Source organism: Nocardia sp. NBC_00881, from assembly GCF_045207455.1.
Lineage (GTDB): Bacteria > Actinomycetota > Actinomycetes > Mycobacteriales > Mycobacteriaceae > Nocardia.
Genome location: NZ_CP108798.1, coordinates 5,186,244 through 5,210,388, shown reverse-complemented (window position 1 = coordinate 5,210,388; position 24,145 = coordinate 5,186,244). Strand labels below are relative to the sequence as shown.

At 67.2% G+C, this 24,145-nt stretch carries 23 protein-coding genes and 1 pseudogene; 14 read left to right on the top strand and 10 right to left on the bottom strand.

Annotated elements, in window-relative coordinates; genetic code table 11:
• Position 1: 1 nt before the first annotated feature.
• Genes OH799_RS22130 through OH799_RS22120 form a run of 3 tightly spaced genes read right to left on the bottom strand, consistent with a single transcriptional unit; the run spans position 2 to position 3,425 of the window.
• Positions 2–1,492, bottom strand: a complete 1,491-nt coding sequence (locus OH799_RS22130) for an ATP-binding protein (protein ID WP_406267265.1) — start codon at positions 1,490–1,492, stop codon at positions 2–4.
• A gap of 14 nt (positions 1,493–1,506) precedes the next feature.
• Positions 1,507–3,174 carry an FAD-dependent oxidoreductase gene (locus OH799_RS22125; protein ID WP_406267262.1) on the bottom strand — a complete coding sequence of 556 codons (1,668 nt, stop codon included), beginning with the start codon at positions 3,172–3,174 and terminating at the stop codon, positions 1,507–1,509.
• 53 nt (positions 3,175–3,227) lie between these two features.
• The gene (locus OH799_RS22120; RefSeq protein ID WP_406267259.1) at positions 3,228–3,425 is read right to left on the bottom strand and encodes a hypothetical protein; all 198 of its coding nucleotides are present in this window, start codon (positions 3,423–3,425) and stop codon (positions 3,228–3,230) included.
• Between the two features lie 229 nt (positions 3,426–3,654).
• Between OH799_RS22120 and OH799_RS22115 the strand changes: the two genes are divergently transcribed.
• Positions 3,655–4,110: an SRPBCC family protein gene (locus OH799_RS22115; protein ID WP_406267256.1), complete on the top strand. Its 456-nt coding sequence runs from the start codon at positions 3,655–3,657 to the stop codon at positions 4,108–4,110.
• Positions 4,111–4,191: 81 nt separating this feature from the next.
• Here OH799_RS22115 and OH799_RS22110 read toward each other — a convergent pair whose 3' ends face one another.
• Positions 4,192–5,220: a beta-ketoacyl-ACP synthase III gene (locus OH799_RS22110; protein WP_357259711.1), complete on the bottom strand. Its 1,029-nt coding sequence runs from the start codon at positions 5,218–5,220 to the stop codon at positions 4,192–4,194.
• Between the two features lie 222 nt (positions 5,221–5,442).
• Between OH799_RS22110 and OH799_RS22105 the strand changes: the two genes are divergently transcribed.
• The 6 genes from OH799_RS22105 (at position 5,443) to OH799_RS22080 (ending at position 10,516) form a co-directional block, all read left to right on the top strand.
• Positions 5,443–5,715, top strand: coding sequence for a GlsB/YeaQ/YmgE family stress response membrane protein (locus OH799_RS22105; protein WP_406267253.1), 273 nt, complete (start codon positions 5,443–5,445; stop codon positions 5,713–5,715).
• Between the two features lie 101 nt (positions 5,716–5,816).
• Positions 5,817–6,542, top strand: a complete 726-nt coding sequence (locus tag OH799_RS22100; protein ID WP_406267250.1) for a phosphatidylserine decarboxylase — start codon at positions 5,817–5,819, stop codon at positions 6,540–6,542.
• Entirely contained in the window at positions 6,542–7,465 is a 924-nt protein-coding gene (locus tag OH799_RS22095) for a CDP-alcohol phosphatidyltransferase family protein (protein ID WP_406267247.1), read from the top strand. Before OH799_RS22100 ends, OH799_RS22095 begins: the two co-directional genes overlap by 1 nt.
• Before the next feature lie 168 nt (positions 7,466–7,633).
• Positions 7,634–8,563 carry an RNA polymerase sigma-70 factor gene (locus OH799_RS22090; RefSeq protein ID WP_406267244.1) on the top strand — a complete coding sequence of 310 codons (930 nt, stop codon included), beginning with the start codon at positions 7,634–7,636 and terminating at the stop codon, positions 8,561–8,563.
• 81 nt (positions 8,564–8,644) lie between these two features.
• Entirely contained in the window at positions 8,645–9,733 is a 1,089-nt protein-coding gene (locus OH799_RS22085) for an NAD(P)/FAD-dependent oxidoreductase (RefSeq protein ID WP_406267241.1), read from the top strand.
• Between the two features lie 57 nt (positions 9,734–9,790).
• The gene (locus OH799_RS22080; protein WP_406267238.1) at positions 9,791–10,516 is read left to right on the top strand and encodes a Clp protease N-terminal domain-containing protein; all 726 of its coding nucleotides are present in this window, start codon (positions 9,791–9,793) and stop codon (positions 10,514–10,516) included.
• Positions 10,517–10,552: 36 nt separating this feature from the next.
• Here the strand turns inward: OH799_RS22080 and OH799_RS22075 are convergent, their stop codons facing one another.
• Both OH799_RS22075 and OH799_RS22070 read right to left on the bottom strand, forming a co-directional pair.
• Positions 10,553–11,227: a suppressor of fused domain protein gene (locus tag OH799_RS22075; RefSeq protein ID WP_406267235.1), complete on the bottom strand. Its 675-nt coding sequence runs from the start codon at positions 11,225–11,227 to the stop codon at positions 10,553–10,555.
• Between the two features lie 60 nt (positions 11,228–11,287).
• The gene (locus OH799_RS22070) at positions 11,288–13,345 is read right to left on the bottom strand and encodes an NAD(+) synthase (RefSeq protein WP_406267232.1); all 2,058 of its coding nucleotides are present in this window, start codon (positions 13,343–13,345) and stop codon (positions 11,288–11,290) included.
• Positions 13,346–13,550: 205 nt separating this feature from the next.
• On the opposite strand from OH799_RS22070, the gene OH799_RS22065 reads away from it, so the two are divergent.
• Together OH799_RS22065 and groL are read left to right on the top strand one after the other, a co-directional pair.
• Complete coding sequence (locus OH799_RS22065; RefSeq protein WP_357259734.1) at positions 13,551–13,844, top strand: hypothetical protein; 294 nt, start codon at positions 13,551–13,553, stop codon at positions 13,842–13,844.
• 226 nt (positions 13,845–14,070) lie between these two features.
• Positions 14,071–15,696: a chaperonin GroEL gene (gene groL / locus OH799_RS22060; RefSeq protein ID WP_357259737.1), complete on the top strand. Its 1,626-nt coding sequence runs from the start codon at positions 14,071–14,073 to the stop codon at positions 15,694–15,696.
• 88 nt (positions 15,697–15,784) lie between these two features.
• Here groL and OH799_RS22055 read toward each other — a convergent pair whose 3' ends face one another.
• Positions 15,785–16,780 carry an SMP-30/gluconolactonase/LRE family protein gene (locus OH799_RS22055; protein WP_406267227.1) on the bottom strand — a complete coding sequence of 332 codons (996 nt, stop codon included), beginning with the start codon at positions 16,778–16,780 and terminating at the stop codon, positions 15,785–15,787.
• A gap of 120 nt (positions 16,781–16,900) precedes the next feature.
• Between OH799_RS22055 and OH799_RS22050 the strand changes: the two genes are divergently transcribed.
• Positions 16,901–17,353 (top strand): MarR family winged helix-turn-helix transcriptional regulator, encoded by a 453-nt coding sequence (locus OH799_RS22050; RefSeq protein ID WP_406267224.1) that lies wholly within the window; start codon positions 16,901–16,903, stop codon positions 17,351–17,353.
• Positions 17,354–17,587: 234 nt separating this feature from the next.
• On the opposite strand, the pseudogene OH799_RS22045 reads toward OH799_RS22050, so the two are convergent.
• A pseudogene (locus tag OH799_RS22045) lies at positions 17,588–17,800 on the bottom strand (ZIP family metal transporter); the annotation flags it as partial.
• Positions 17,801–18,162: 362 nt separating this feature from the next.
• Between OH799_RS22045 and OH799_RS22040 the strand changes: the two are divergent.
• From OH799_RS22040 to OH799_RS22030, 3 genes are all read left to right on the top strand, one after another.
• Positions 18,163–18,348, top strand: coding sequence for a hypothetical protein (locus OH799_RS22040; protein ID WP_406267221.1), 186 nt, complete (start codon positions 18,163–18,165; stop codon positions 18,346–18,348).
• A gap of 273 nt (positions 18,349–18,621) precedes the next feature.
• Positions 18,622–19,254 (top strand): TetR/AcrR family transcriptional regulator, encoded by a 633-nt coding sequence (locus OH799_RS22035; protein WP_406267218.1) that lies wholly within the window; start codon positions 18,622–18,624, stop codon positions 19,252–19,254.
• Positions 19,255–19,302: 48 nt separating this feature from the next.
• Entirely contained in the window at positions 19,303–20,160 is an 858-nt protein-coding gene (locus OH799_RS22030; RefSeq protein ID WP_406267215.1) for an alpha/beta fold hydrolase, read from the top strand.
• A gap of 156 nt (positions 20,161–20,316) precedes the next feature.
• On the opposite strand, the gene OH799_RS22025 is transcribed toward OH799_RS22030, so the two are convergent.
• Together OH799_RS22025 and OH799_RS22020 are read right to left on the bottom strand one after the other, a co-directional pair.
• Positions 20,317–22,374, bottom strand: a complete 2,058-nt coding sequence (locus OH799_RS22025; protein ID WP_406267211.1) for a prolyl oligopeptidase family protein — start codon at positions 22,372–22,374, stop codon at positions 20,317–20,319.
• 33 nt (positions 22,375–22,407) lie between these two features.
• The gene (locus OH799_RS22020; RefSeq protein ID WP_406267208.1) at positions 22,408–22,950 is read right to left on the bottom strand and encodes a hypothetical protein; all 543 of its coding nucleotides are present in this window, start codon (positions 22,948–22,950) and stop codon (positions 22,408–22,410) included.
• Between the two features lie 218 nt (positions 22,951–23,168).
• Here OH799_RS22020 and OH799_RS22015 point away from each other — a divergent pair, with 218 nt between their 5' ends.
• Positions 23,169–24,140 (top strand): dipeptidase, encoded by a 972-nt coding sequence (locus OH799_RS22015; RefSeq protein ID WP_406267205.1) that lies wholly within the window; start codon positions 23,169–23,171, stop codon positions 24,138–24,140.
• Positions 24,141–24,145: the final 5 nt, after the last annotated feature.

The window sequence follows — 24,145 nt, the reverse complement described above, 5'->3', positions numbered from 1 at the left end:
ACTACCCTCCTGCGTTCGAGTCCGGTTCCGCCTGATTCTCCTCGGGCCGGTGCAGTGGCAGCCAGACGGTGAACCTGGTGTCGCCCGGCTCGGAGTCCACCCGGATGTCGCCGTTGTGCTTGTTCACCACGATCCGGAACGAGATGTCCAGGCCGAGCCCGGTGCCCTCGCCCATCGGCTTGGTCGTGAAGAACGGTTCGAAGATCCGGCTGCGGTCCTCCGGCGGGATGCCCGGCCCCGTGTCGCCGATCTCCACGACGGCGCAGTCCTTCTCGTGCCTGGTGCGGATGGTCAACGTGCCGTTTCCATTCATCGCGTACACCGCGTTGTCGATCAGATTGGTCCACACCTGGTTCAGTTCGGCCGCGTAGCAGGGCACTTGCGGCAGCGTCCGGTCGTACTCCTTGACCACCTGTACCTCGTCGCCGATCTTGCGGCTGAGCATGACCAGCGTGCTGTCCAGCAGCTCGTGGATGTCGACCACTTGGAACGGTGCCCGGTCCATCTGCGAATATTGCTTTGCCGCGTTGACCAGCGAGGAGATGCGCGTGGTCGAGTCGGCGATCTCATTCATCAGCAGCTCGGTCTCGATGGTGTAGTTCAGCCAGCGGATCGCGCCCTGGAAGACCTGTTCCGGAGCGCCCTCCAGAGTGGCCGCCACGCGCTCGAGCCAGTCCGCGTCGAACCCGGCCTGCACGAAGTTCGGCGCGAGATTCCAGCCATCGAGGATGCCGTGGTCCTCGAGCCATTCGCCGAGCACGTCCTCGCGGTCGGCGGCCTCCATCGGCGTGAGCTCCGGCGCCTTCGCGACCTGGGCGGCGGCCTCCTCCTGCAGACGCACGAGGGCGCCGAGGGAATCCGGATCGAACTTGCCGTCGGCCATCATCGCCAGCTTGTGCCGCATCCCCGCGACCCGCTCGCGCAGACCCGAGGTGGCGCGCACCGCGGCGGCGGCCGGGTTGTTCAGTTCGTGGGTGAGGCCCGCCGAGAGTGAACCGAGTGCGAGCAGCCGTTCGCGCTCGCCGATGCGCGCGTTGGTGTTGCGGCTACCGAAGAACACGCCCTCCAGCAGGTGCACCGCCATCGGGAACCACTCGCGCATCATCCGGGCGAAGATCTCCGCGTCGAGCACGTAGAACCGTGACGGCCTCGTCACATGCATCGAGCCGTTGTACTTCTGCTCGACCTTGTCGCCGATGTAGGACATCCAGGCGCCGGCGTAGGCGCCGTGGTGCTCGGTGCGGACCAGCTCGATCTCGGCGCCGCCGGACTGTTTGGTGAGCACCACCTCGCCGTCCATCAGCACGTAGAAGCAGGTGGCTGGTTCGCCTTCGCGGAAAACCAGTCCTGGCTCGATTGTTTCGATCCGGCCGTCGGCGCACAGCCATTCCAACTGCTCGTCGGTGAGCTTCTCGAACAGGAACAGGGCGCGTAGTTCAGCGGGGTCGCAGACAACTCGGCTGCTGCGATCCGCGGTCTGATTCGAAGTCATTGGCAGTCTCCTGATCACGCGAGGTACCGGTGCACGAGCATGACGGCCATCGCGCCTTCGCCGACCGCGGAGGCGACGCGCTTGGCCGATTCGGCGTGCACGTCGCCTGCCACGAACACGCCGGGCACGCTCGTTTCCAGATGGTGGGGCGGACGGGGCAATTCCCAGCCGGCCGGGCGCCCGCCGTCGACGAGCAGGTCCGGGCCCGCGAGCACGTAGCCCGCGTTGTCGCGCGTGACCACACCCTCGAGCCAATCGGTCTGCGGTGCGGCGCCGATGAACAGGAACAGCCGCTCCGCCTCGGCCTTCTCCTCCGCGCCGGTCTTCTTGTTACGCAGCACGATCAGCTGTAGATGGTCGTCTCCGTCGGCGGCGGTCACTTCGGTGTCGGTATGTACCGCGATATTCGGTATCTGCGCGATCTGCTGGACCAAGTAATGCGACATGGACTGCTCCAGCGAGTCTGCCCGGACGACCAGGTGTACGGTGCGCGCTTTGCGGGAAAGGAACACCGCTGCCTGGCCCGCCGAATTCGCGCCGCCAACGATGTAGACCTCGTGGCCGGCGCACTCGGAGGCCTCGGTCATCGCCGAGCCGTAGTAGACGCCGCGTCCGGTGAAGTCGTCGACGCCTGGCGCCGGGTGGCGGCGGTAGTCCACACCGGTAGCGATGATCACGGTATGCGCGCACAGCCTGCCGCCGTCGGCGAAGCGCACGGTGCGCGCGGACCCGTTCACCTCGAGCCCGACCACCTCGCGGGTGGTGATCACCTCGGCGCCGAACTTCGCGGCCTGGCGGCGCGCCCGGTCGGCCAGCTGCGCTCCGGACAGGCCGTCGGGGAAGCCGAGGTAATTCTCGATGCGCGAGCTCTGTCCGGCCTGGCCGCCGGTCGCGGTCCGCTCGACAAGCACGGTGCGCAGGCCCTCGGACGCGCCGTACACCGCGGCGCCCAGACCGGCGGGGCCGCCGCCGACCACGATCAGGTCGTAGAACTCGCCCGCGGGATTGACGGTGAGACCGACGTTCTCGGCCAGCTCGCCGTCAGTGGGTTGCACCAGCGTCTCGCCCGCCGCGGTGATCACCACCGGACAGCGCTCGGGATCGGCTCCTGCCGCCTCCAGCAGCCGCGCGCCCTCGGGCTCGTCGGCCAGGTACCAGCGGTAGGGCAGCTGATTGCGGGCCAGGAACTCGCGCACCTGCGACGAGCGCGGCGACCAACGGTTGCCGACCACCTTGGTCTCGGTCACCGGCCGGTGCTCGCTGCTACGCCAGGCGTCCAGCAGGCCGTCCAGTACGGGGTAGAGCTTCTCCTCCGGCGGGTCCCACGGCTTGAGCAGGTAATGGTCCAGGTCGACCACGTTGATCGCGTCGATCGCCGCGTTGGTGTCGGCGTAAGCGGTCAGCAATACGCGGCGCGCGTACGGGTGCAGGTCCATTGCCTGCTCCAAGAATTCGATGCCGTCCATGCCCGGCATCCGATAGTCGGCGATCAATACCGCGACCGGTTGACCGCGCAGTTTCATCTCCCGAAGCGCGTCGAGCGCCTGCGCGCCCGATTCCGCGCGCAGAATCCGGTAGTCGGCGCCGTAACGGCGTCGCAGATCGCGTACGACCGCCCGGGAAACGCCTGGATCGTCATCGACGCTCAGGATGGCCGGTTTCGGAGTAGCGGCAGAAGTCACCTGACGAGTATGGAGCCTCGGCACGCGGTCTGTCGTGGTCGTTCGCTGAGGGCTCAGAATCGGCGGTGCAGGACGAGATCGAGTTCGGTCGGAGTGAGCAGCCGCTCCAGTAATTCTTCCTTGGCGGCCGTCCGAGTGCTGCGGAGCGAAGAGGACGTGCCTCGGGCGATGTGCCCGTCCTCGGGTTCGATAGCGGGAAGCAGCGGAACCGGGTCCGCATGCCGACGATGTAAGAGGGAGCGCAGTTTCACGGCCGATTCACCTCACGTTGGGACGCCGAAAAGTCGGAGGCAGTGTCTGATGCTTCATCTATCCGCAAGTGTGCGCCGACCATTACATCGCGGTGCGCAACGAGCAGAAATGTGATGCAACTGTCTTCGCGATCAAGAAGTAACTGTCGCCCGATTAAAGTGTGTGTGACTCGTCGAACGCGGTCGGACGGATATCCGTCGGTCCGTCGCATGTATCCCGGAGGCAGTGTTGCCGAAGAATCTCGAAGCCACTATCGAAATCTCCGCGCCGCCGGAGCGAGTGTGGGCGGTGGTCTCCGACCTCAGGCGGATGTCCGAGTTCAGTCCGCAGTGCGTCCGCATGGTGGCGCTCGGCGCACCCAAGGTAGGCACCTGGACGATCAACCTGAATCGAGACGGCAAGAAGTATTGGCCGACCACCGCCCGTATCGTCCGCTACGAGCCGAGCCAGGCGTTCGCGTTCCGGATCAACGAGAACCGCAGCGTCTGGAGCTACACACTGGAGCGGACCGAGACCGGCACCCTGCTGATCGAGCGGCGGGATGTGCCCAACGGCACCACCTGGTTCTCCCGCCGCGCGATCAAGGCGGCGCTCGGTGGCGAACACCCCTTCGAGGAGGCGCTGGTGCGCGGCATGAACGAGACGCTCGGCAAGATCAAGAATGCCGTCGAAGCCCGCGCGTAGCCACACCTGCGAAATAGCAATGCAAGGGCACGCGCCTCCGCCGACACGAAGGCGCGTGCGCGCGGTATGTGGTGCTGAGCCCTACTGCCAGTTCGGCAGGATCACGACCTGCGCCGCGTAGGACAGACCCGCCCCGAACGCGATGAGCAGCGCCCGGTCGCCCGGCTTCGACTCGCCCTTGCGCAGCAGCGCCTCCATAGCGAGCGGAATCGAGGCGGCCGAGGTGTTGCCCGCCTCCTCGATGTCGTTGGCCAGTGCGCAGTCCTTGGGTAGCTTCAGCACCCTTGCCATGATCTCGATGATGCGGCCGTTGGCCTGGTGCGGGATCATCGCGTCCAAGTCTTCGGTGGACAGTCCGGCGCGGTCGATCGCGTCGCGGCACACCTTCTCCAGCGAGTGCGCGGCCCAACGGAACACCGCCGTGCCCTCCATGGTCAGGTAAGGCCGCACCGCGTCGAGGCCCTTTTCATCGATCTCGTGGAAGTACTCCATCCAGTCCTTGTCCTGCCGGATCGCGTGGTGCTGGGTGCCGTCCGAGCCCCACACGGTCGGGCCGATGCCCTGCTCATCGGAGGGGCCGACGATCACCGCGCCCGCGCCGTCGGCGAAGAGGAAGGCGGTGGAACGGTCGGCCGGGTTGATCGTGTTCGTCAGTTTCTCCACGCCGACCACCAGCACATGCGCGGCGGTCCCGGCCCGGACCAGATCCGAGGCGAGCGCGAGCGAGTGGCAGAAGCCCGCGCATCCCGCCGAGATGTCGAAGGCCGCGGCGCCGTTCATGCCGAGCTCGGTCGCGATCTGCGGGGCGGCGGCCGGCGTCAGCAAGAGATGCGTCGACGTAGCAACGATCACGCAATCGACTTGGTCGACCGCGATGCCCGACGATTCCAGCGCTCCGCGGGCAGCCGCGACGCTCATACTGTGCAGCGTCTCCGATTCGTCGGCGAAGCGGCGGGTTTTAATCCCCGACCTGGTCCGAATCCACTCGTCGCTCGAGTCGATCGGACCAGCCACCTCGTCGTTGGTGACTACTCGAGCAGGGCGGTATACGCCGAGCCCGAGGATCGCCGTGTGCGCTGCCCCGGTGGTCTGGGCGATTCGAGCAGCCATCTGCGTCTCCTATGTACCTGCGGCGGCGCCGCCGGGTTGTCCCCGAAGCATCGAAATCGGTCCCTCATCAGCCATGGCCTGCGCGGGCGTAGACATGAGGACTCCTCATATTAGCCCGATAGTCGCTCACATGGCGCGCGTATTCTCACAATCGGCGGGTATCCCCTCGAAAGCACGTCGATGCACTTGCGGCGTGGACCCAACTAGTGATTCGAGGACACCATGCTCGGACTCGGGATAATCGGATGGATCATCATCGGCGGTCTTGCCGGATGGATAGCCAGCAAGCTCATGAAGACGGACGCCCAGCAGGGCATCCTCCTCAACATCCTTGTCGGTGTCGTCGGTGGCCTACTCGGCGGGTTCCTCCTGAAGGTGCTGGGCGTCGACGTCGAGGGCGCCGGCCTCTGGTTCAGCTTCTTCACCTGCCTCGGCGGCGCGGTGATTCTGTTGTTCCTGGTGAAGCTGGTGACCGGGCGTAGAGTCAGGTCCTGAGGGCCGGTGCCACAGGTTCCTTTCCCGTAAGGTGTGAACGCTTGCGCCGGTCCTATCGTTGAGGGCGCAACCTGTCTGCATCGAGCACGAAAGAGGAGCCTGTGGCCCGCCGTCCCACCCCGCCCGGCACGCCTGAACACACCGGGGTCGGCCACGTCGCCGACCTGGTCCGCAACGCGATTCCCCCCTTGCATCCCGCCGGGCTTCCGTTCGTCGCCGTCCCGCTCGCCGTCGCCGTCGCCGGCGGCAGACGCAAGTGGGTGCGTCGGACGGGACTGCTGGCCGCGGCGGCCTGTGCGACGTTCTTCCGGCATCCGAACCGGGTGCCGCCGAATCGCGTCGGTGTCGTGGTCGCCCCCGCTGACGGTGAGATAGCCCTCGTCGACACCGCCGCTCCGCCCGCGGAGTTGGGCCTCGGCGACCAGCCGTTGCCCAGGGTCAGCATTTTCCTCTCCGTGCTGGACGTGCACGTGCAGCGCACACCGGTCTCCGGCATCGTGCGCACGGTGCTGCATCAGCCCGGCCAGTTCCGCTCGGCAGACCTGCCCGAGGCCAGTTCGGTGAACGAGCGCAACAGCATGGTGCTGGAAACGTCCGGCGGACAGCAGGTCGTCGTCGTGCAGATAGCCGGGCTGCTGGCCCGCCGGATCGTCTGCGACGCCCAGGTCGGCGACGTGCTCACAATCGGCGACACCTACGGTCTGATCCGCTTCGGCTCCCGGGTCGACACATACTTCCCGCCGGGCACCGAGCTGCTCGTCGAGCCAGGCCAGCGCACCATCGGCGGCGAGACTGTGCTCGCCGTGCTCGCGTCAACCGAGTCGTGATGGAAGCCGCGGTACCCACACAGCGGCGGCGTCGGCGCAGGACGATCCGGCTGCTGCCGAGCATCGTGACAATCCTCGCGCTGTGTGCGGGACTATCGGCGGTGAAGTTCGGCCTCGACGGCAAGCTCGACATCGCGCTGGCGATGATCGGCGCCGCGGCCGTACTGGACACCCTCGACGGCCGCCTGGCCAGGATGCTCGACGCCACCACCAAGATGGGCGCCGAGCTCGATTCGCTGTCGGATGCTATTTCCTTCGGCGTCGCCCCAGCGCTCGTGCTCTACGTGACGCTGCTCAACAGCAACAGCGCGGGGTGGATCGTCTCGCTGCTGTTCGCGGTCAGCATCGTGCTGCGTCTGGCCCGATTCAACACTCTGATGGACGACGACACCAGGCCGGAGTGGGCGCGGGAGTACTTCGTCGGCGTGCCCGCTCCGGCGGGCGCGCTGATCGCCATGGTGCCGGTGGCGCTGTTCGTGCAGTTCGGCGACGGCTGGTGGGTCGGCTACTACGAGGTCGCGGCGTGGACGGTTTTCGCGGCGGCGTTGTGCGTCAGCACGATTCCGACGCTGGCCATGAAGTCGGTGTCGGTGGCGCCGCAGGCGGCGGCCGGGTTGCTGGTGCTGGTCGCGCTGGCCGCGGCGGCACTGATCACCTACCCGATAGTGCTGCTGCTCGTCCTGGTCGCGTTGTATCTGGGGCATATTCCGTTCGCCTGGCATTCCCAGCGGTGGGTGGCCGCGCGGCCGGAGACCTGGCAGCACAAGCCCGCCGAGCGGCGTGCCCAGCGCCGCGCCAACCGGCGGCTACCCGCGATCCGGCGTCCGGCGATCCGCGGTTCGTCTGCGCGCTTACGGTTGCGCCGTCCGGGCGGCAAGCAGCGCCAAGAGGGGAATCCGCCGCCGGGCGCGGGCATTTCTTAAGGCGCCGGTGCGACACCCTGCCGTGCAGGAGATCGGTTCTTCGTAGATCTCGGGGGGGGGGTGCGTTCCTCGGTATCCCGAGATCGGAGCGGGTCGAGCGGGTGCTCATGAGGCCGGGGGTGGAGCGGTACGGTCGTATCCGGCGTTCGGGCGCGAAAGTAGGTGACGATGGAGTCGGATGGGCTGCGTGAATTCGTAGAGCATCGACCTCGGCTGTTCGCGCTCGCCTACCGGATGCTCGGCTCGGCGAGCGAAGCCGAAGACGCGGTGCAGGAAACGTATCTGCGCTGGGATGCCACCGATCGCGCCCAGATCCGTTCCGCCGAAGCGTGGTTGACCACCGTGCTGGTGAACCTCTGCCGTAGCTGGCTGGCTTCGGCGCGAGCGCGGCGGGAGCGTTATGTGGGTCCCTGGCTACCGGAGCCGGTGTCCACCGCGCGCGGTGAGCTCGGTCCGTTGGAGACCATCGAAGAGCGCGAACTGGTTTCGCTCGCGCTGCTGACCGCGCTGGAACGGCTGACCCCGGTCGAGCGCGCCGTCTTCGTGCTGCGTGAGGCGTTCGGGTACGCGCACCGCGAGATCGCCGACATGCTCGACGTGACCGAGGCCAATTCGCAACAGATCTTCCGTCGAGCCGGGCAGCATGTGCGAGAAGGCCGGGCCCGCTTCGGCATTCCGGCCGAACAGGCCCGCGAACTGATCGAACGATTCCTGAAGGCGGCGCGCAACGGCGACATCGAGTCGCTGGAACAGTTGCTCGCCGCCGATGTGAGCGCGACCGCCGACGGTGGCGGTGTGGTCAAGGCCGCCCGGCGGCAAGTGCACGGCTCGAAGCATGTGGCGCGCTACCTTGCGGGACTGCTGCGCCTGGAGGTGCCGGGCCTGGAGCTGCTTGTCGAGGAGGTCAACGGCGCGCCTGCCGTAATCGCGCGGGCGAGCGGCGCTCCGCTACTGGTCGTCGGGATCGATGTCGCCGACAGCGCGATCGCGGCCCTGCGGTTGATCGCCAATCCAGAGAAGCTGGCCTACTTTGCCAGGTCGAATGGTTCGGACGGGACGATCGGCGCGTTGCAAGGCCGCCGTCGCCGCTCACTGTGACGCGCTTCACGGCCTTGGTCTGTCAGGAATTGCGGGCCTGTCCGGTCTGAAGGATGTCGGCCGTTCGAAAGGAGCCACATTATGACCGGACAGCATCGGATCGTCGTTCTGGGCGCGGGGTACGCGGGACTGGCGGCGGCCCGCAGGCTCGCGGGCACGGCGCGGGACGCGCAGATCACCGTGGTGGACGCCCGAGCGACGTTCGTCGAGCGGGTGCGGCTGCACCAGCAGGCGGCCGGTCAGCGCATTTCGGCGTGGGATCTACGGGAACTGCTGGAATGCAAGAAGATTCGCTTTGTGCACGCCTGCGCGACGGAGCTCGATACGGCGGGAAGGCGGGTGCTTTTCGACGCGGAGCCTGCCCTCGACTACGACATCCTGGTGTATGCCCTCGGCAGCATCGCGGATCCGGAGAGCGTGCCCGGTGTGGCCGAACACGCCTATTCCGTTGCGACACCGGAGGATACGCGCCGGATTGCCCTCTCGCGTGGTCCGGTGGCGGTAGTCGGCGCGGGGTCGACCGGGATCGAGCTCGCCGCGGAACTCGGGGAATCGTATCCGGACCTACCGGTCCTGCTGCTCGGGTCGGAGGAGCCCGGTGCGTGGCTGTCGCCGCGGGCGCGGGCGCACATCCGACGGACGCTCGAGCGTCTCGGGGTGCGGATCCGTTCGGACGCCAAGGTGATCGAGGTGACGGCTGACGGTGTTCGGCTGGCCGACGGCTCGCTGGTCGAGGCCGCCGCGACCGTGTGGACCACGGGTTTCCGCGTGCCCGAGCTGGCTGCGCGTTCGGGTCTCGCGGTGGATGCCGAGGGTCGGGTGCGGACCGATGGCACCCTCCGCTCGGTGTCGCATCCGGAGATCTACGCCGCGGGCGACGCTGCCGTGGTCGCCGGCCCGGGCGGGCGCGAGCTGCGAATGGCCTGTGCCACCGCACTGCCGACCGGCAAGTACGCGGCCGATGCCGCCGTCGCGCGGCTGCGCGGGGTCGAGCCGCGACCATTGCGCTTCCGGTACCTGGTGCAGTGCCTGAGCCTGGGGCGTCGGGACGCGCTGCTCCAGTTCCTGCATGCGGATGATTCGCCGCGTCGAACTGTGCTGACCGGGCGGACCGCGGCTTGGGTAAAGGAGGGGATCGTGCGCGGCGCCGCGCACGCCGCGCGCCCATGAGGCTCCGGTCGTCAACCTATGGTTGACGACGGGATGTCGTCAACCTATGGTTGACGTATGACATCTCAGTTCCGCCTCGACGATCTGATCGAGGGCATCAAGAAAGCCCGTCCCGACAACGCGCTCGAGCAGCTTTCCGACGCGGTGGTCGTGGCGAACCACCTCGGCGAAGTGGCCGATCACCTGATCGGCCACTTCGTGGACCAAGCTCGTCGCTCCGGGGCATCGTGGACCGATATCGGCGTCAGCATGGGTGTCAGCAAGCAAGCCGCGCAGAAGCGGTTTGTGCCCAAGGCGCCCGACCCGGCCGACGCCTCGGCAATGGACCCGAACGCGGGCTTCGCACGGTTCACCCCCCGGGCGCGCGCGGTCGTCATGGCCGCGCAGGAGGCCGCGCGCGCCGCGGGCAACCCGGAGATCACCGTCGGGCACCTGGTGCTCGGCTTGCTCACCGAACCGGACAGTCTCGCGGTGCACGAGATCATCGCCAACGGCGTCGAGCTGGACGCGGTCGCCGCCGCTGCCACCGCGTCCCTGCCGGCGAGCGAGGACACGGTTCCCGCCCTGATCCCGTTCGGCCCGGAGGCCAAGAAGGTGCTCGAGCTCACCTTCCGCGAGGCGCTTCGCCTGGTGCACAACTACATCGGCACCGAGCACATCCTGCTCGCCCTGCTCGAACAGGAGAACGGCTCCGGTCTGCTCAGCGATCTCGGCATCGAGAAGGCGAAGACCGAAGCGCACCTGGTCGAATTGATCGCGTCGATCGTGCCCGGGAAATCCTGATTCCGCGATATTCGTCGGGACGCTCCAGAGCGGATGTCAAACCCGACCGCGCAGGCCTCCGCCCCACCGCGGCCAGCGGGCCTGGGGTTTCGGCTCTGATACCAGCGGGTCGCGGTGGATGTCGGTGACGTACAGGGGTAGGTGGGGATCCAGCCTCGTGAGCAGTTCGAGGGCTCGGCCGCCCTGCGCCGCGTGGTATTCCGGCATGGTCAGGCCGACGATCTGGAGGAATCGGACGCGGCCGTGCGGGGTGTCGATGCGGCCGAGTTCCGGGTCGACCGCGAAGCAGACGGCATGGATCGTGCACTCCGCGCGGCCGGTCGCGATCGGCCCGTTCGCCTTGATCGTGTGTCCAGGCTCGAACCACTTACCGGACTGGAACACGTAGCGGGCCAGGTTCTGCAGGAAGTTCGTCGGCCACACCGGCGGCTCCGTCTCGTCTGTCTTCCGGACCAGGCGAAAGGTGAATTCGAAGCCCCAGCCGGACTCCTCCGGGTTGTCCCACTCCTTTTCGTACAGTTCGGTCATTCCGTAGCAGACGTAGTGCCAGTGCGGCACCGGCTCGGTGCGGGAGTACGCGCTGATCCCGTCGAGCGGGTCGGGTCCGCCGAGGGACCACGGGTGGTCGGGCGCCCAGTGGAAAGGCTCGATATCGCCGTACAACGGCCGCAACGCGCCGTCGACGGCATCCCAGCCGGGTTTTTCACTCACCCCGCCACCATAGGCATGCGCCGCGTGCCCGCATCCAGGGCGTCGGAATGCGTTGCCGGGTCAAGCCTCCGGAACATTGCGCGCCAGCTCGTCCAGCCAGGCCGCCGCCGACGCGTCGCTCGGGGCGCGCCAGTCGCCGCGCGGCGAGAGCGATCCGCCGGAGCCGACCTTCGGCGCGTTCGGCAGCGTCGAGCGCTTGAACTGGCTGGTCTGCACGAAGCGGCGCAGGAATTCGGCCAGCCAGTGCTTGATCGTGGCCAGGTCGTAGGCATTGCGCTGGTTGACGGGCACGAGGTCGGGCCAGCGTCCGCGGTGCGGGTCGGACCAGGCGTGCCTGGCCAGGTAGGCGATGCGGCTCGGCAGATAGCCGAAGCGCAGCAGGTAGTACAGGTGGAAGTCCTGCAACTCGTACGGGCCGACCGTGGCTTCCGAACTCTGGCTCGGTGCGGAGGAGTCGGTGTGCGGAATCAGCTCGGGCGAGATCTCGGTCCGCAGCACCGAAGAGAGCACCTCGCCCGCTTCGGGGCCGAACTGCGCGGTGTCCACCGCCCAGGCGATCAGATATTTGATCAAAGTCTTCGGTACCGAGGCGTTGACGCTGTAGTGCGCCATGTGGTCACCGACACCGAAGGTGCACCAGCCCAGCGCCAGTTCGCTCAGGTCACCGGTGCCGACCACGAGCGCACCATGCTGGTTGGCCAGCCGGAACAAGTGCGAAGTCCGCTCGCCGGCCTGCACGTTCTCGTAGGTGATGTCGTACTGCGCCGCGCCGTCGGCCGCCGGGTGGCCCAGGTCGCGGAGCATCACGGTGGCCGAAGGGCGAATATCGATCTCCCTCGCCGTCACGCCGAGCGCGGCCATCAGGCGGTGCGCATCGGTCCTGGTTCTGGTGCTCGTCGCGAATCCGGGCATGGTGTAGGCGAGCACGTTCGCCCGCGGCAGGCCGAGCCGGTCCATCGTCTTCGCCGCCACGATCAGCGCCTGAGTGGAATCCAACCCGCCCGACACCCCGATCACCACGCACTGTGATCCGGTGGCGCGCAGACGCGTGCTCAAACCCTCCACCTGGATGTGGTGCACCTCGGCGCAGCGTTCGTTGCGCAACGCCGGATCAGCGGGGACATAGGGGAAGCGCTCGATATCGCGTTCCAGCGCGACCGGTCTGTCGGGGACCGGCAACTCCACCTCGACGTGTCGCAGCGCGACCAGCCGTTCCCGGTGGTCGTGCACGTTGTCGGCGAAGCTGGTGGTGCGCAGCCGATCCGCCGCGAGGCGCTGGAGATCGAGGTCGGCGGTGACCAGCTGCGGGTGATCGGAGAACCGCTCGCCTTCGGCTAGTAGGTCGCCGTTCTCGCAGACCAGCGCTTGTCCGTCCCAGGCGAGGTCCGTGGTCGACTCGCCGTGTCCGGCGGCCGAGTACAGGTACGCCGCGAGATAGCGCGCCGAATGCGAGGTGCACAGTGCCCGCCGGTAGTCCGCCTTTCCGATCACGATATTGCTCGCGGACAGGTTGACCAGCACCGTCGCGCCCGCCAGCGCGGCGAACCCACTGGGCGGCAGCGGAACCCAACCGTCTTCGCAGATCTCCAGGTGGAACACGAACCCGTCCAGATTGCTCGCACGGAACAGCAGATCAGATCCGAACGGTGCCCGCTGCCCGGCGATCGTGATGTGGTCCTCCAGCGTCTCCCGCGCCGCCGCGAACTGCCGCTTCTCGTAGAACTCCCGATAGTTCGGCAGGTAGCTCTTCGGCGCCACTCCGAGCACGACCCCGCGGCAGATCGCGATCGCGCAGTTGAACAACCGGCCCTGCGCCCGCACAGGCGCTCCGACCACGAGCACCGTGTCGATCTCCGTGCTCGCCGCGACGACCCGCGCGAGCGCCGCCTCGACCGCCGCGTCCAGCGCGTCCTGATGGAACAGGTCGTCAGCGGTATACGAGGACAAGCCCAGTTCGGGAAAAACCGTCAGTACCACTCCGGCCGCCGCCGCCCGCGCCGCCAGCTCCAGCGTCTGCTCGGCGTTGTAGCTCGGATCCGCCACCCGGACCCGGGGCACGGCTACCGCCACCCGCGCGAACCCGTGTCGGTACAGCGAATCGAAGGGCACCTCGGCCACCACATCCCCCTTCGGGATCGACGCGAACCTGATCGTGGTCCATCCGGAATCTACGCCGGGTCGGGTACGTCGGCACGGCACCGCGGGCGCCTCTCTCGCCTTGACAACGCTGTGACTTGCGATTTTGTCGAAGCATCCGGCTCTGGCGCGAGGGGTCGGATCGTCCGAACCGGGCGGGGGGACCACTGGCGGCTAAGCTATAGCAATGGCGGATGACACCGATTCCGACCTAATCGCGGGGGAGCGGCGCGCTGATCTCCTGCGTGCGCTGTCTTATGTGTCCACCGAGTCCCAGCCGGACGGCAGCTACATCGTGAACGGGGACCTCCCTCCAGACGTGGCGCCGCCGTTTATTCGCGCCATCATGCGGGTGGAGGCGGAGCTCCTGCTGCACGACGCCGAACTCGTCACCGTGGAGGGCGGCGAGCCCCGCACCCCGGAGGAGCGGCGCACCGACGCGTTCGTCGCCTTGGTACTCCGTGTGGACGACCGTCCCTAGACCGCTGCCGCGGCGGCGGGTGACCTTGCACTCGCCACCCTCGAGTGCTAAAAAGGGCTTTGGCACTCTCTACCTGTGAGTGCCAGGTCGGGACGGTGAGACCGGGTTCCATCGACACCCTCGGTCGTCCGTCGCGGGCACCGAACCTGGCCAGCGTAAATAGGGCGATCCAACCTGCGGTCGCTCTGTGTGTCAGCCCCATATACATGTGGAGGATCTCAACGCAATGGCCAAGACAATTGCGTACGACGAAGAGGCCCGTCGCGGCCTCGAGCGGGGTCTGAACGCCCTCGCCGACGCGGTCAAGGTGACGCTGGGGCCGAAGGGTCGCAACGTTGTCCTGGAGAAGAAGTGGGGCGCCCCCACGATCACCAACGATGGTGTGTCCATCGCCAAGGAGATCGAGCTGGAGGACCCGTACGAGAAGATCGGCGCCGAGCTGGTCAAGGAAGTCGCCAAGAAGACGGATGACGTCGCGGGCGACGGCACCACCACCGCCACCGTGCTCGCCCAGGCGCTGGTGCGCGAGGGCCTGCGCAACGTCGCGGCCGGCGCCAACCCTCTCGGCCTGAAGCGAGGCATCGAGAAGGCCGTCGAGGCCGTCACCGCCAAGCTGCTCGACACCGCCAAGGAGATCGACACCAAGGAGCAGATCGCTGCTACCGCGGGCATCTCGGCGGGCGACTCGTCCATCGGTGAGCTGATCGCCGAGGCCATGGACAAGGTCGGCAAGGAAGGCGTCATCACTGTCGAGGAGAGCAACACCTTCGGCCTCCAGCTGGAGCTGACCGAGGGTATGCGCTTCGACAAGGGCTACATCTCGGGCTACTTCGTCACCGACCCGGAGCGTCAGGAAGCGGTCCTCGAGGACCCGTACATCCTGCTGGTCGGCTCGAAGATCTCGACTGTCAAGGACCTGCTGCCGCTGCTGGAGAAGGTCATCCAGGCGGGCAAGCCGCTGTTGATCATCGCCGAGGACGTCGAGGGCGAGGCCCTGTCCACCCTGGTGGTCAACAAGATCCGCGGCACCTTCAAGTCTGTCGCCGTCAAGGCGCCCGGCTTCGGTGACCGCCGCAAGGCGCAGCTCGCCGACATCGCCATCCTGACCGGTGGCGAGGTCATCAGCGAAGAGGTCGGCCTCTCGCTGGAGACCGCGGGCGTCGAGCTGCTCGGCCAGGCGCGCAAGGTCGTCGTCACCAAGGACGAGACCACCATCGTCGAGGGCGCGGGCGACGCGGAGGCCATCAAGGGCCGGGTTGCGCAGATCCGTTCCGAGATCGAGAACTCGGACTCGGACTACGACCGGGAGAAGCTGCAGGAGCGTCTGGCCAAGCTGGCCGGCGGTGTCGCGGTGATCAAGGCGGGCGCGGCGACCGAGGTGGAGCTCAAGGAGCGCAAGCACCGCATCGAGGACGCCGTCCGCAACGCGAAGGCCGCCGTCGAGGAGGGCATCGTCGCCGGTGGTGGCGTGGCCCTGCTGCAGTCGGCTCCGGCGCTGGACGAGTTGAAGCTCACTGGTGACGAGGCCACCGGCGCCAACATCGTGCGTGTCGCGCTGTCGGCTCCGCTGAAGCAGATCGCCTTCAACGCGGGCCTCGAGCCCGGCGTCGTCGCCGAGAAGGTCTCGAACCTCCCGGCGGGCCATGGCCTGAACGCCGACTCGGGCGAGTACGAGGACCTGCTGGCCGCCGGCGTTGCCGACCCGGTCAAGGTCACCCGTTCGGCCTTGCAGAACGCGGCCTCCATCGCGGCCCTGTTCCTGACCACCGAGGCCGTTGTCGCCGACAAGCCGGAGAAGTCCGCCGCCCCCGCGGCCGACCCGACCGGCGGCATGGGCGGCATGGACTTCTGAGTCCTGCCACTGCGTAACACCTCTCGAACCGGAAGCCGGTCCACCTACGGGTGGGCCGGCTTCCGGCATTTCGGGGATGCCTGGTTGGTCAGATTCCGTCGATGGTGACGACCGCGAAGGGTGTCGTCGGGCTGCCCGGGCCCAGGGGACCGCCCTTGTCGAACTGGGAGGAGACGATGAGCGTCCGGTCGCCGTTTCTGGCCAACGTGGTGGGGAGGCCGAGGGATTCGTCGGTGACTCGGCGATCCTGAGTGGCGGTGGCGCCATCGTCGGAGACGGTCCAGCGGGCGATGGTGTCGATCGTGTTCTGGGCCACCCACAGCGTGTCGTCCCGCAGTTCCAGTCCGTCGCCCCTGGCGAAATCTCCGCCGCGCGCGGTCACCTTGGTGATCGGATTCGCCGCTGGTGTCAGCGCGATGCGGTACAGATCACCGCCTGTCATATCGACCGTCAGCAGGTATCTGCCCGCCGGGTCGGCGACGATGCCGTTCAGGGTGCAGCCGCCCGGATCGCTCGGCTCGAGGACGGTGCGCAGGTCGAATTGCGGTGTCAGCTCGCCATGTCCGCCCTGTGTGGCGGCGGTCAGCTGGTCGGGGGTAACGCGATAGACGACCGGCCGTGCGCTGTCGGTCAGGTACGCCGTGCCGTCCGGTGTGATGGCGAGGTCATTCACGAAATGCGGGTCCGTGCCGGGCACGGTGAAGTCCGCAAGCAGCGCACGGGTCACGATGTCGTACACCGCGACTCCCGTGGTCGAGTCGGTCACCCACAGCCTGCCTTGCCGGTCGACTTTCAAGCCGTTGGCGGTTTTGTGGCCGTTGGCGCCTTCCGGCAGGAAGACTTCGGCCTGGCGAGCGTCCCGCGTGGCTCGATAGACGGCACCGGTGGTGTAGGAGCCCACATAGGTGTCTCCCGTGCGTGAATCTACCGCGATGCCTTCCGGGTAGGCGCGATCGCCGGGAAGTTCATAGGCGGTGTGGACGGCGGTGGCGGGTGTGTCGGTCGAGCCGCAGGCGGCAAGGGCGGTGCAGGTGACCGCGGCAGCCAGGGCCGACATGAGGTGGTGCGGCATTGCGAGAGACATCGGGTCTACCTCTTCGAGGGCAGTTGAATATAGTCACATTGAAGTGTGTGTTCGAAGATAGATTAGAACTCTAATTATCGTCAACCTTCTAATCATATGACGTGCAGATATCATGCGGATATGACGTCCATGCCCGCCGCCGAACGCATTGGCTCGTACCTCAAGCGCGCCGAGCAGTCCCTGAACACGGCAAAGAACGCCGCGTTGAAACCGGCGGGCGTCACCGTCTCGCAGTACGCAGCGCTGCTGTACCTCAGCGAGAACCCCGGCATCTCGGCCGCCGCCCTCGCGCGGCTCTGCGGGGTGACCCCGCCCACCATGAACACCGTCCTGGGCAATCTGCAGGACCGCGGCCTCATCGAACGCACCCCGCACGCATGGCACAAGAACGTCCTGGAGACAGCGCTGACCGAGAAGGGAGCGACCGTAATGCGGGACGCGGACGCCCGCGCCATCCGCGTCGAACGCGCCCTGGCCACGGAATTCACCGCAGCCGAACAGGCAAGCCTGCAAGACCTACTCACCCGCTGCGCCGACAAACTCGACTCCATCCGCCCCGACCCGGTCGCATAATGGGCGCAGCCGGACCACGTCCGGCAGCCCGCGCAGGGCCGAGTGAAGGCTCGAGGCAGCCGCTTCCGCAACCGTCTGGTCGCGCTGCGCCGCGACGACCTGGATCAGCGTTTTCCCGGCCTACTGGACGCGGTTGTCACCGGCGCGCTGACCACTCGGCCGCCGAGCACGAAGGCGACGAGAAACCCTGCCGCCGTAGCCATTCCGATCCACCAGCCACCCTCGCGGTAGGCCCCCCGCGAGCAGGGCGAGCGCGGCGATCACTGCTCCCGCCCGGTGGAATGCCAGCTCGAAGAGTTCGGCGGACACCGCGGCGATCATGGTGCCCGCGCCGAAGGCCATCAGTGCGCCCAGCACCGCCTTCGGCAGCTGCCACCGCAACCCGATCGCGGCGCCGGCGACGAGCGGTGCGGCCGTCGCGAGTCCGTAGAGCAGCGCGGTCAGCATGGGATCACCCTAGGGCGCGGCAAATGCACCAGCCGCAGCATGGCGAAGACAAGGCCCCCGTCGGATCGTCGGTAATCGGCGGCACCGGCGCGGAATTCACGCATCGGGCGCTGAGTCGAGTGGCTGAGCTGATGCTGAACGGCGCCCCGTCGTGGCCACGCACCGCGGACTCGCCTGGGCGACGGCCGATGGGTTGCGCATCGACGCGGGCGCCTACCTGCCCGGCCTGGAGACGGTCGGCAACGCGGCATCGAAGTGGTTGGCAAGCCTCCTGCTCCCTGCTTCCGCACCTGGGCGGAACAGATGCGGCTCGACCCGTCGGAGGTGTCGACGATCGGTGACGACCTCATTCGGATGCGCTTGTGGCACGGGCGGTCGGGCTGACCGGCGTACTGGTGCGCACCGGAAAATTTCGGGCGGAAGTGCTCGACACATCGGCCACGCACCCGACCATGTCATCGACTCGGTGGCCGCGCTGCCCGCTTTCCTTGCCGACCGGGCGAACCGACCGTAACCGGCGAACAAGACTGTGCGCCAAAAAATTCTAGATATCCCCTTTAAAATCAGCTGCAGTCGTGTAGGGTCTGAATATGGTCCGTTTCGGCAAACGTCCAGTCACACGGTCGGATTGGAGCAGTCGAAGGCTTATTTCCGTCGAGCGCGGTTGTTTACGCGCTACTGCATGGGTAGAACCAGGCGACTGATTCAACGAGGGTTCCACCGCTCGGCCAACTTTCGGCTAACTCAGGGTCGGCCGAACGTTGTAACGAAGAGCCCGATCCATGACGATAGGTTCGGGCGCTTCTGTATTGTCTGGCCCAATGTCACAGGATGCGAATACGGGTCGAATGTATGCCGGGCAACCCGTAGAGGACCGGCAGCGTCAGCGGCGTGCGCGTTTTCTGGAGTCAGGCCTGACGGTCTTCGCGCGCGACGGCTACGCCAATAGCTCGGTCGGCGCCATTTGCAAAGACGCCGGGCTCTCCTCACGGCAGTTCTATGAGGAGTTCACCGGTCGAGAGTCCTTACTCCTAGAGCTCTACGAACAGATCGACCGGGAGTCGCGCGACGCCGTGACGAAGGCGTTGGACGCGAAGTCCGACGCGAGCGCGCTCGAAATCATCGACGCCTGTGTTCGCGCCTACGTCGAATCCATAGGATCCGATCCGCGCAAAGCGCGTGTCGCGCTGGTAGAGGTCGTCGGTGCAGGCCCCAAGGTGGAGAAGTACCGCCTCGAGCTGCGCCGGGTATGGGGCTCGCTGCTGGCGAGCGCAGCCGAGGACGCGGCCCGGCACGGCGAGATCCCGACCGGCGACTACGAGATGCGGGTGCTCGCGATCATCGGCGCTGTCAACTACGTGGTGGACTCGTGGAGCGGTGCGGACCCGCGCCCGCCGCTCGATGACGTGATCCGGGTGTTGAGCAGGGTGATCATCGGCGCGGTCGGCGCGTAGCGCGCGAGTGTGCGCGACTGGGCACTGCAGGCGCGGTAGCGTGCGCACATGCAGACAGTGCCGATCCAGATGCCGGATGGCAGCACCGTGCCGGTTCGGCTTATGCCGGCCGAGGGCGTGCACCGGCATCCGGTCACGCCGGACGCGCCGCGCCCGGTCCTGGTGATCGTGCCTGGGCTCGGTGTGCCGGCGGGGTACTACGAGCTGTTCGGGTCGGGTCTGGCGGCGCGCGGGTTCGATGTGGCCATCGGCGAGCTGCGCGGCAACGGTGACAGCAAGCCGAAGCCGAGTTCCGCCAGCACCTTCGGCTACCACGAGCTGGTCTCGGTCGATTTCCCCGCGATCTTCGAGGTGGTCCGCGAACAATTCCCGGACAGCACGCCGTATCTGCTCGGCCACAGCCTGGGTGGACAGCTCGCCGTCATGTACGCCGCGCGCATCCGTAGCAGGCTCGGCGGGCTGATCCTTATCGCGTCAGGAACTCCGTATTACCGCGGCTACCCAGGGCTTTCGAAACCTGGCATGCTGTTCGGGACGGCGGCGATCTCGCTGACCGCGAACCTGGCGGGCTTCTGGCCCGGCGACCGGATCTCGATGGGTTTCGGCCGCCAGTCGAAGGTGCTGGTCTCGGACTGGGCGAGGCTGGCGCGCACCGGCCGGTTCGTTCCGGTGGGGGCGGACATCGACTATGAGGAGCGGATCGCGCGGCTGAAGCTGCCCGTCCTGTCCATCACGATAACCGGCGACGATCTCACACCGCCCAGCTCCGCCGATCATCTGTTGGAGAAGCTGCCGAACGCCGAGGTGACGCGGTGGCGGCAGCCGGAAGAGCTGGGCCACAACGGCTGGATCCGGCAGTGCACCAGCACGGTCGACCAGATCGAGAAGTGGCTGCGCGATCGTTAGGGGCGTCAGGCGCTCGGCGAAGTCCGCGGACTGCGACTGGAACGGTGCGTATCCGCCTGGGAGTTCGGCAAGCGCATCGGTGGCGACGCGGACGTGCGCCCCGCCCCAGAAGAGATCGCGCACGAGGCGGCGACCCCTTCGGATGGGGCTGGACGGTTATCCGCGTCGTTCGATCAGCATCTGGGTGAAGAACTCGTAGATCAGCGCGGCTTGGAAGGCGGACTGCTTGTTGTCGGCGGCGCCGCCGTGGCCGCCCTCGATGTTCTCGTGGTACCAGAACTCGTGGCCCTGCTCCTCCAGCAACGCGGCCATCTTGCGGGCGTGACCGGGGTGCACACGGTCGTCCCTGGTCGAGGTGGTGAGCAGGATCGGAGGGTAGGCGAGGTCGGCGCGAGCATTCTGGTACGGCGAGTACTTGCCGATGTACTCCCACTCCTCCGGCTTCTCCGGGTCGCCGTACTCGGCCATCCACGAGGCGCCCGCGAGCAGCAGGTGGTAGCGCTTCATATCGAGCAACGGCACCTGGCAGACGATCGCGCCGAACAACTCGGGGTAGCGGGTCAGCATGACGCCCATCAGGAGTCCGCCGTTGCTGCCGCCCACCGCGCCGAGCTGTTCGGCGGTGGTGATGCCGCGCCCGACGAGGTCTTTCGCGATCGAGGAGAAGTCCTCGTACACCTTGTGCCGGTTGGCCTTCTGCACAGAGGTGTGCCACTGCGGCCCGTACTCGCCGCCGCCGCGGATATTGGTCATCACCCAGGTGCCGCCGCGCTCCAGCCAGCCCATGCCGGACGCGCCGCTGTAACCGGGGGTGCGCGACACCTCGAAGCCGCCGTAGCCGGACATCACCGTCGGTCCGGGCGCACCCTTGCGGTCGCGATGCCGGATCACGAAGTACGGCACCATGGTTCCGTCGTCGGACTCGGCAAAGAACTGCTCGGTCTCGACACCGTCGGCGTCGAAGAAGCCCGGCTCCTGCTTGAGCTGCTCGGTGCGCCCGCCGACAGCGCTGGCCAGCAGCGTGGCCGGCGTGGTGAACCCGCTGGTGGTCAGCATGAATTCGTCGCCACCCTCCAGCGGGTCGAGGTTCGACACGCTGGTGGTCGCCATCGGCGGGGTGTCGGCCAGCGGCTCGCGCCGCCAGCCGTCGGCGCCCGGGGTCAGCACGTAGAGCTTGGTCTGCACGTCTTCGAGCGTGATCAGCAGCAGGTGGTTCTCGGTCCAGCCGTAGCCATGCAGCGAGGTGTGTGTGTCGGGAGTGAAGATCAGCTCGAATTCCCGGGCGCCGGCCAGGAACTTCTCGAAGTCGATGGCCAGCAGCGCGCCGGCGGGATAGCTGGCACCCCCCACCTCCCACGGCGACTTCAGCCGGACCAGCAGCCAATCCTTGTACCAGGATTCGCTCGCGTCGGTGGGGATGTCGAGATGGCGCAGCGTGCCGTCATCCTCGAGCAGGTAGACCTCTTCATTGAAGAAGTCGGTGGCGCGGCCGACGAAGTGCCGTTCGTAGCCCGGCGTACGGTCATACCCGGCTGACACCGCGACGTCACCGGTTTCACCCTCGAAAACCGTTTCCGCGTCAGCCAATTCGGTGCCGCGCCGCCACCGCTTCGCGATGCGCGGATACCCGGAATCGGTCAGCGAGCCGGGACCGAAATCGGTGCCGACGTACACGGAGTCGATGTCGATCCAGTGAATCTCCGACTTCGCCTCCGGCAGGAAGTACCCCCCTTCGGCGGGATCGATGAACGCCTTACGCTCCATATCGAACTCGCGCACCACCTTGGCGTCCGCACCGCCACGGGACAGGCTGATCAGAGCGCGGGACTGTTCCGGGCGCAGCACCGCGGAGCCGCCCCATACCCAGTTCTCGTCCTCGGCGGTGGCCAGCGCGTCCAGATCGATCAGCACGTCCCAGCCAGGGTTGTCCTTCGCGTACTCGGCGAACGTGGTGCGCCGCCAGAGGCCGCGCGGGTGCTCGGCATCGCGCCAGAAGTTGTAGAGCCAGCGTCCGCGCCGCCCCGGGTAGGCGATCTTGGTGTCCGTGTCGAGCATGTCGAGGATGCGGCACTCGAGCCCGCGGAACCGTTCCGACACGGTAAAACGCTCGACCACGACGGCATTGTGCGCGCGGGCCCAGTCCAGGGCGCGCTCGTCGGTCACTTCTTCGAGCCAGAGATAGGGGTCTGTCACATTCTGCTCAACACCGCTCATGCCCACATTGTTGCCGAGTGGCGCAACCGGGGATCACCAGGAGTGCGCTACGTCGACCACGACGCGCGACCCGCTGCCCGGTCCGTCCAGCCTGTGCACCTGGAACGGCAACCGAGCGCGCACGCCGAGTCCGACCGTGGTCTGCCCCTCGAACGATCCGGCCCAGGCGACCTGGCGGAAGGTCTGGTATCCGCCGACGTCGGCCAGCTCGGCTCGGTTCTCGGACCGGTAGGTGGCGTTGCCCGCGTCGTCGTAGGCGGGGGCGCCGACGACGACATTGAGCAACGCCCCACCGCGCAGCGGGACCACTGCTCCGGAGCCGTCCATGACGACCCGATCGACGTAGCCGACGTGATACCCGGTCGCCGATCCGGCAATGTCGAACACCAGTCGATCGAAGCATTCGTGCCGACCGGACCGCACCCCGGTGATCGGCGCGAGCGATCGGTCAGGACTTACCTTGTCCAGCGAATCCCAGGCCGATCCGCAGTCCGGGGCAGCGGCCGCCGGTCCTGGAGCGATCCAGCAGCCGACGAATGTCATGAGGGAGACGAACAGGAGAACCAAGCGACCCATGGTCGCACCGCCTTCGGGACGAAGGGAATGACGTACTGGTGCATCGGTCGTCGCGGACACTCTGTTACGAGTCGCGAAATACCGAAATGCGTTGGCGACGTGGGACGCTCGCCCGCCGCTGCCGGCGTAGCGATTCGATAGTTGCTGGGCGCTGCCGCATGGTTCCGGCGGCCAGTAGGATCGCTGCTTCGAGGCCGATCCGACCAGGAGGTTCGAGGTTGCGACCGTTTCTCTGGGAGCAGCATTGCTGTCTACCGCTGTCGCCCGCGGCGCGGATTTCCGACCTCGCGCGGTACCCGGCCGGGTCGTATCTGTCGGTGAACGTCGGATACTCCCGCCAGTCGACCGCCGACTCGCTGGCGCTGCTGCACCGGTTTCGCCGGGATGCGCAGGCAGACAGACGGTTTCGGCTGGTGCGCGGTGCCGAAGACATCGGCGGCGACACCATCGCGCTGGCGTTCGACCTGGAAGACTCCGGACCGCTCGGTGCAGATCTGGACAACGTCGAGCAGTTCTACGAGCTCGGCGTTCGCTCGCTGCTGCCCACCTACAACCACGCCAATGCCGCTGGTTGCGGCTGCCTGGACGCCGATGACACCGGGCTCACCCCCTATGGGCGCGATCTGGTACGCAAGCTCAATGAGGTCGGGATGTTCGCCGACGGGTCGCACTGCTCGCGGCGCACCAGCCTGGAACTGTCCGAGCTGAGCGCGGCGCCGATGATCTACAGCCACTCGAATTTCGCCGCGCTGTGGGATCACCCGCGCAACATCACCGACGAGCAGGCCCGCGCGTCTGCCGCGACCGGGGGCGTGATCGGGATCAACGGCGTGGGGATCTTTTTGGGGCACAACGCCGTCGATGAGCGGGCCGAGCGCGTGGAGGCGATGGCGGCGCACATCGAGTACGGGGCCGCGCTTGTCGGAATCGAGCACATCGGAGTCGGGTCGGACTATTCGTTCGACGCCGAGGACTTCAACGACGAGCTGAGGCAGAATCCGGACGCCTTCTCGGCGATGTACACCGCATGGGGTCCGCTGCAATGGGTTCCGCCGGAGGACCTGCTCGGCGCTACCGAGGTGCCCGGCCTGAACGCGGTGCTGGCCGGCCGCGGGTTCAGCGCGGCGGACCGGGCGGCGGTGTTCGGCGGCAATTTCGCACGGATCGCCGGGCAGGTCTGGCGGGCTTGACCGGA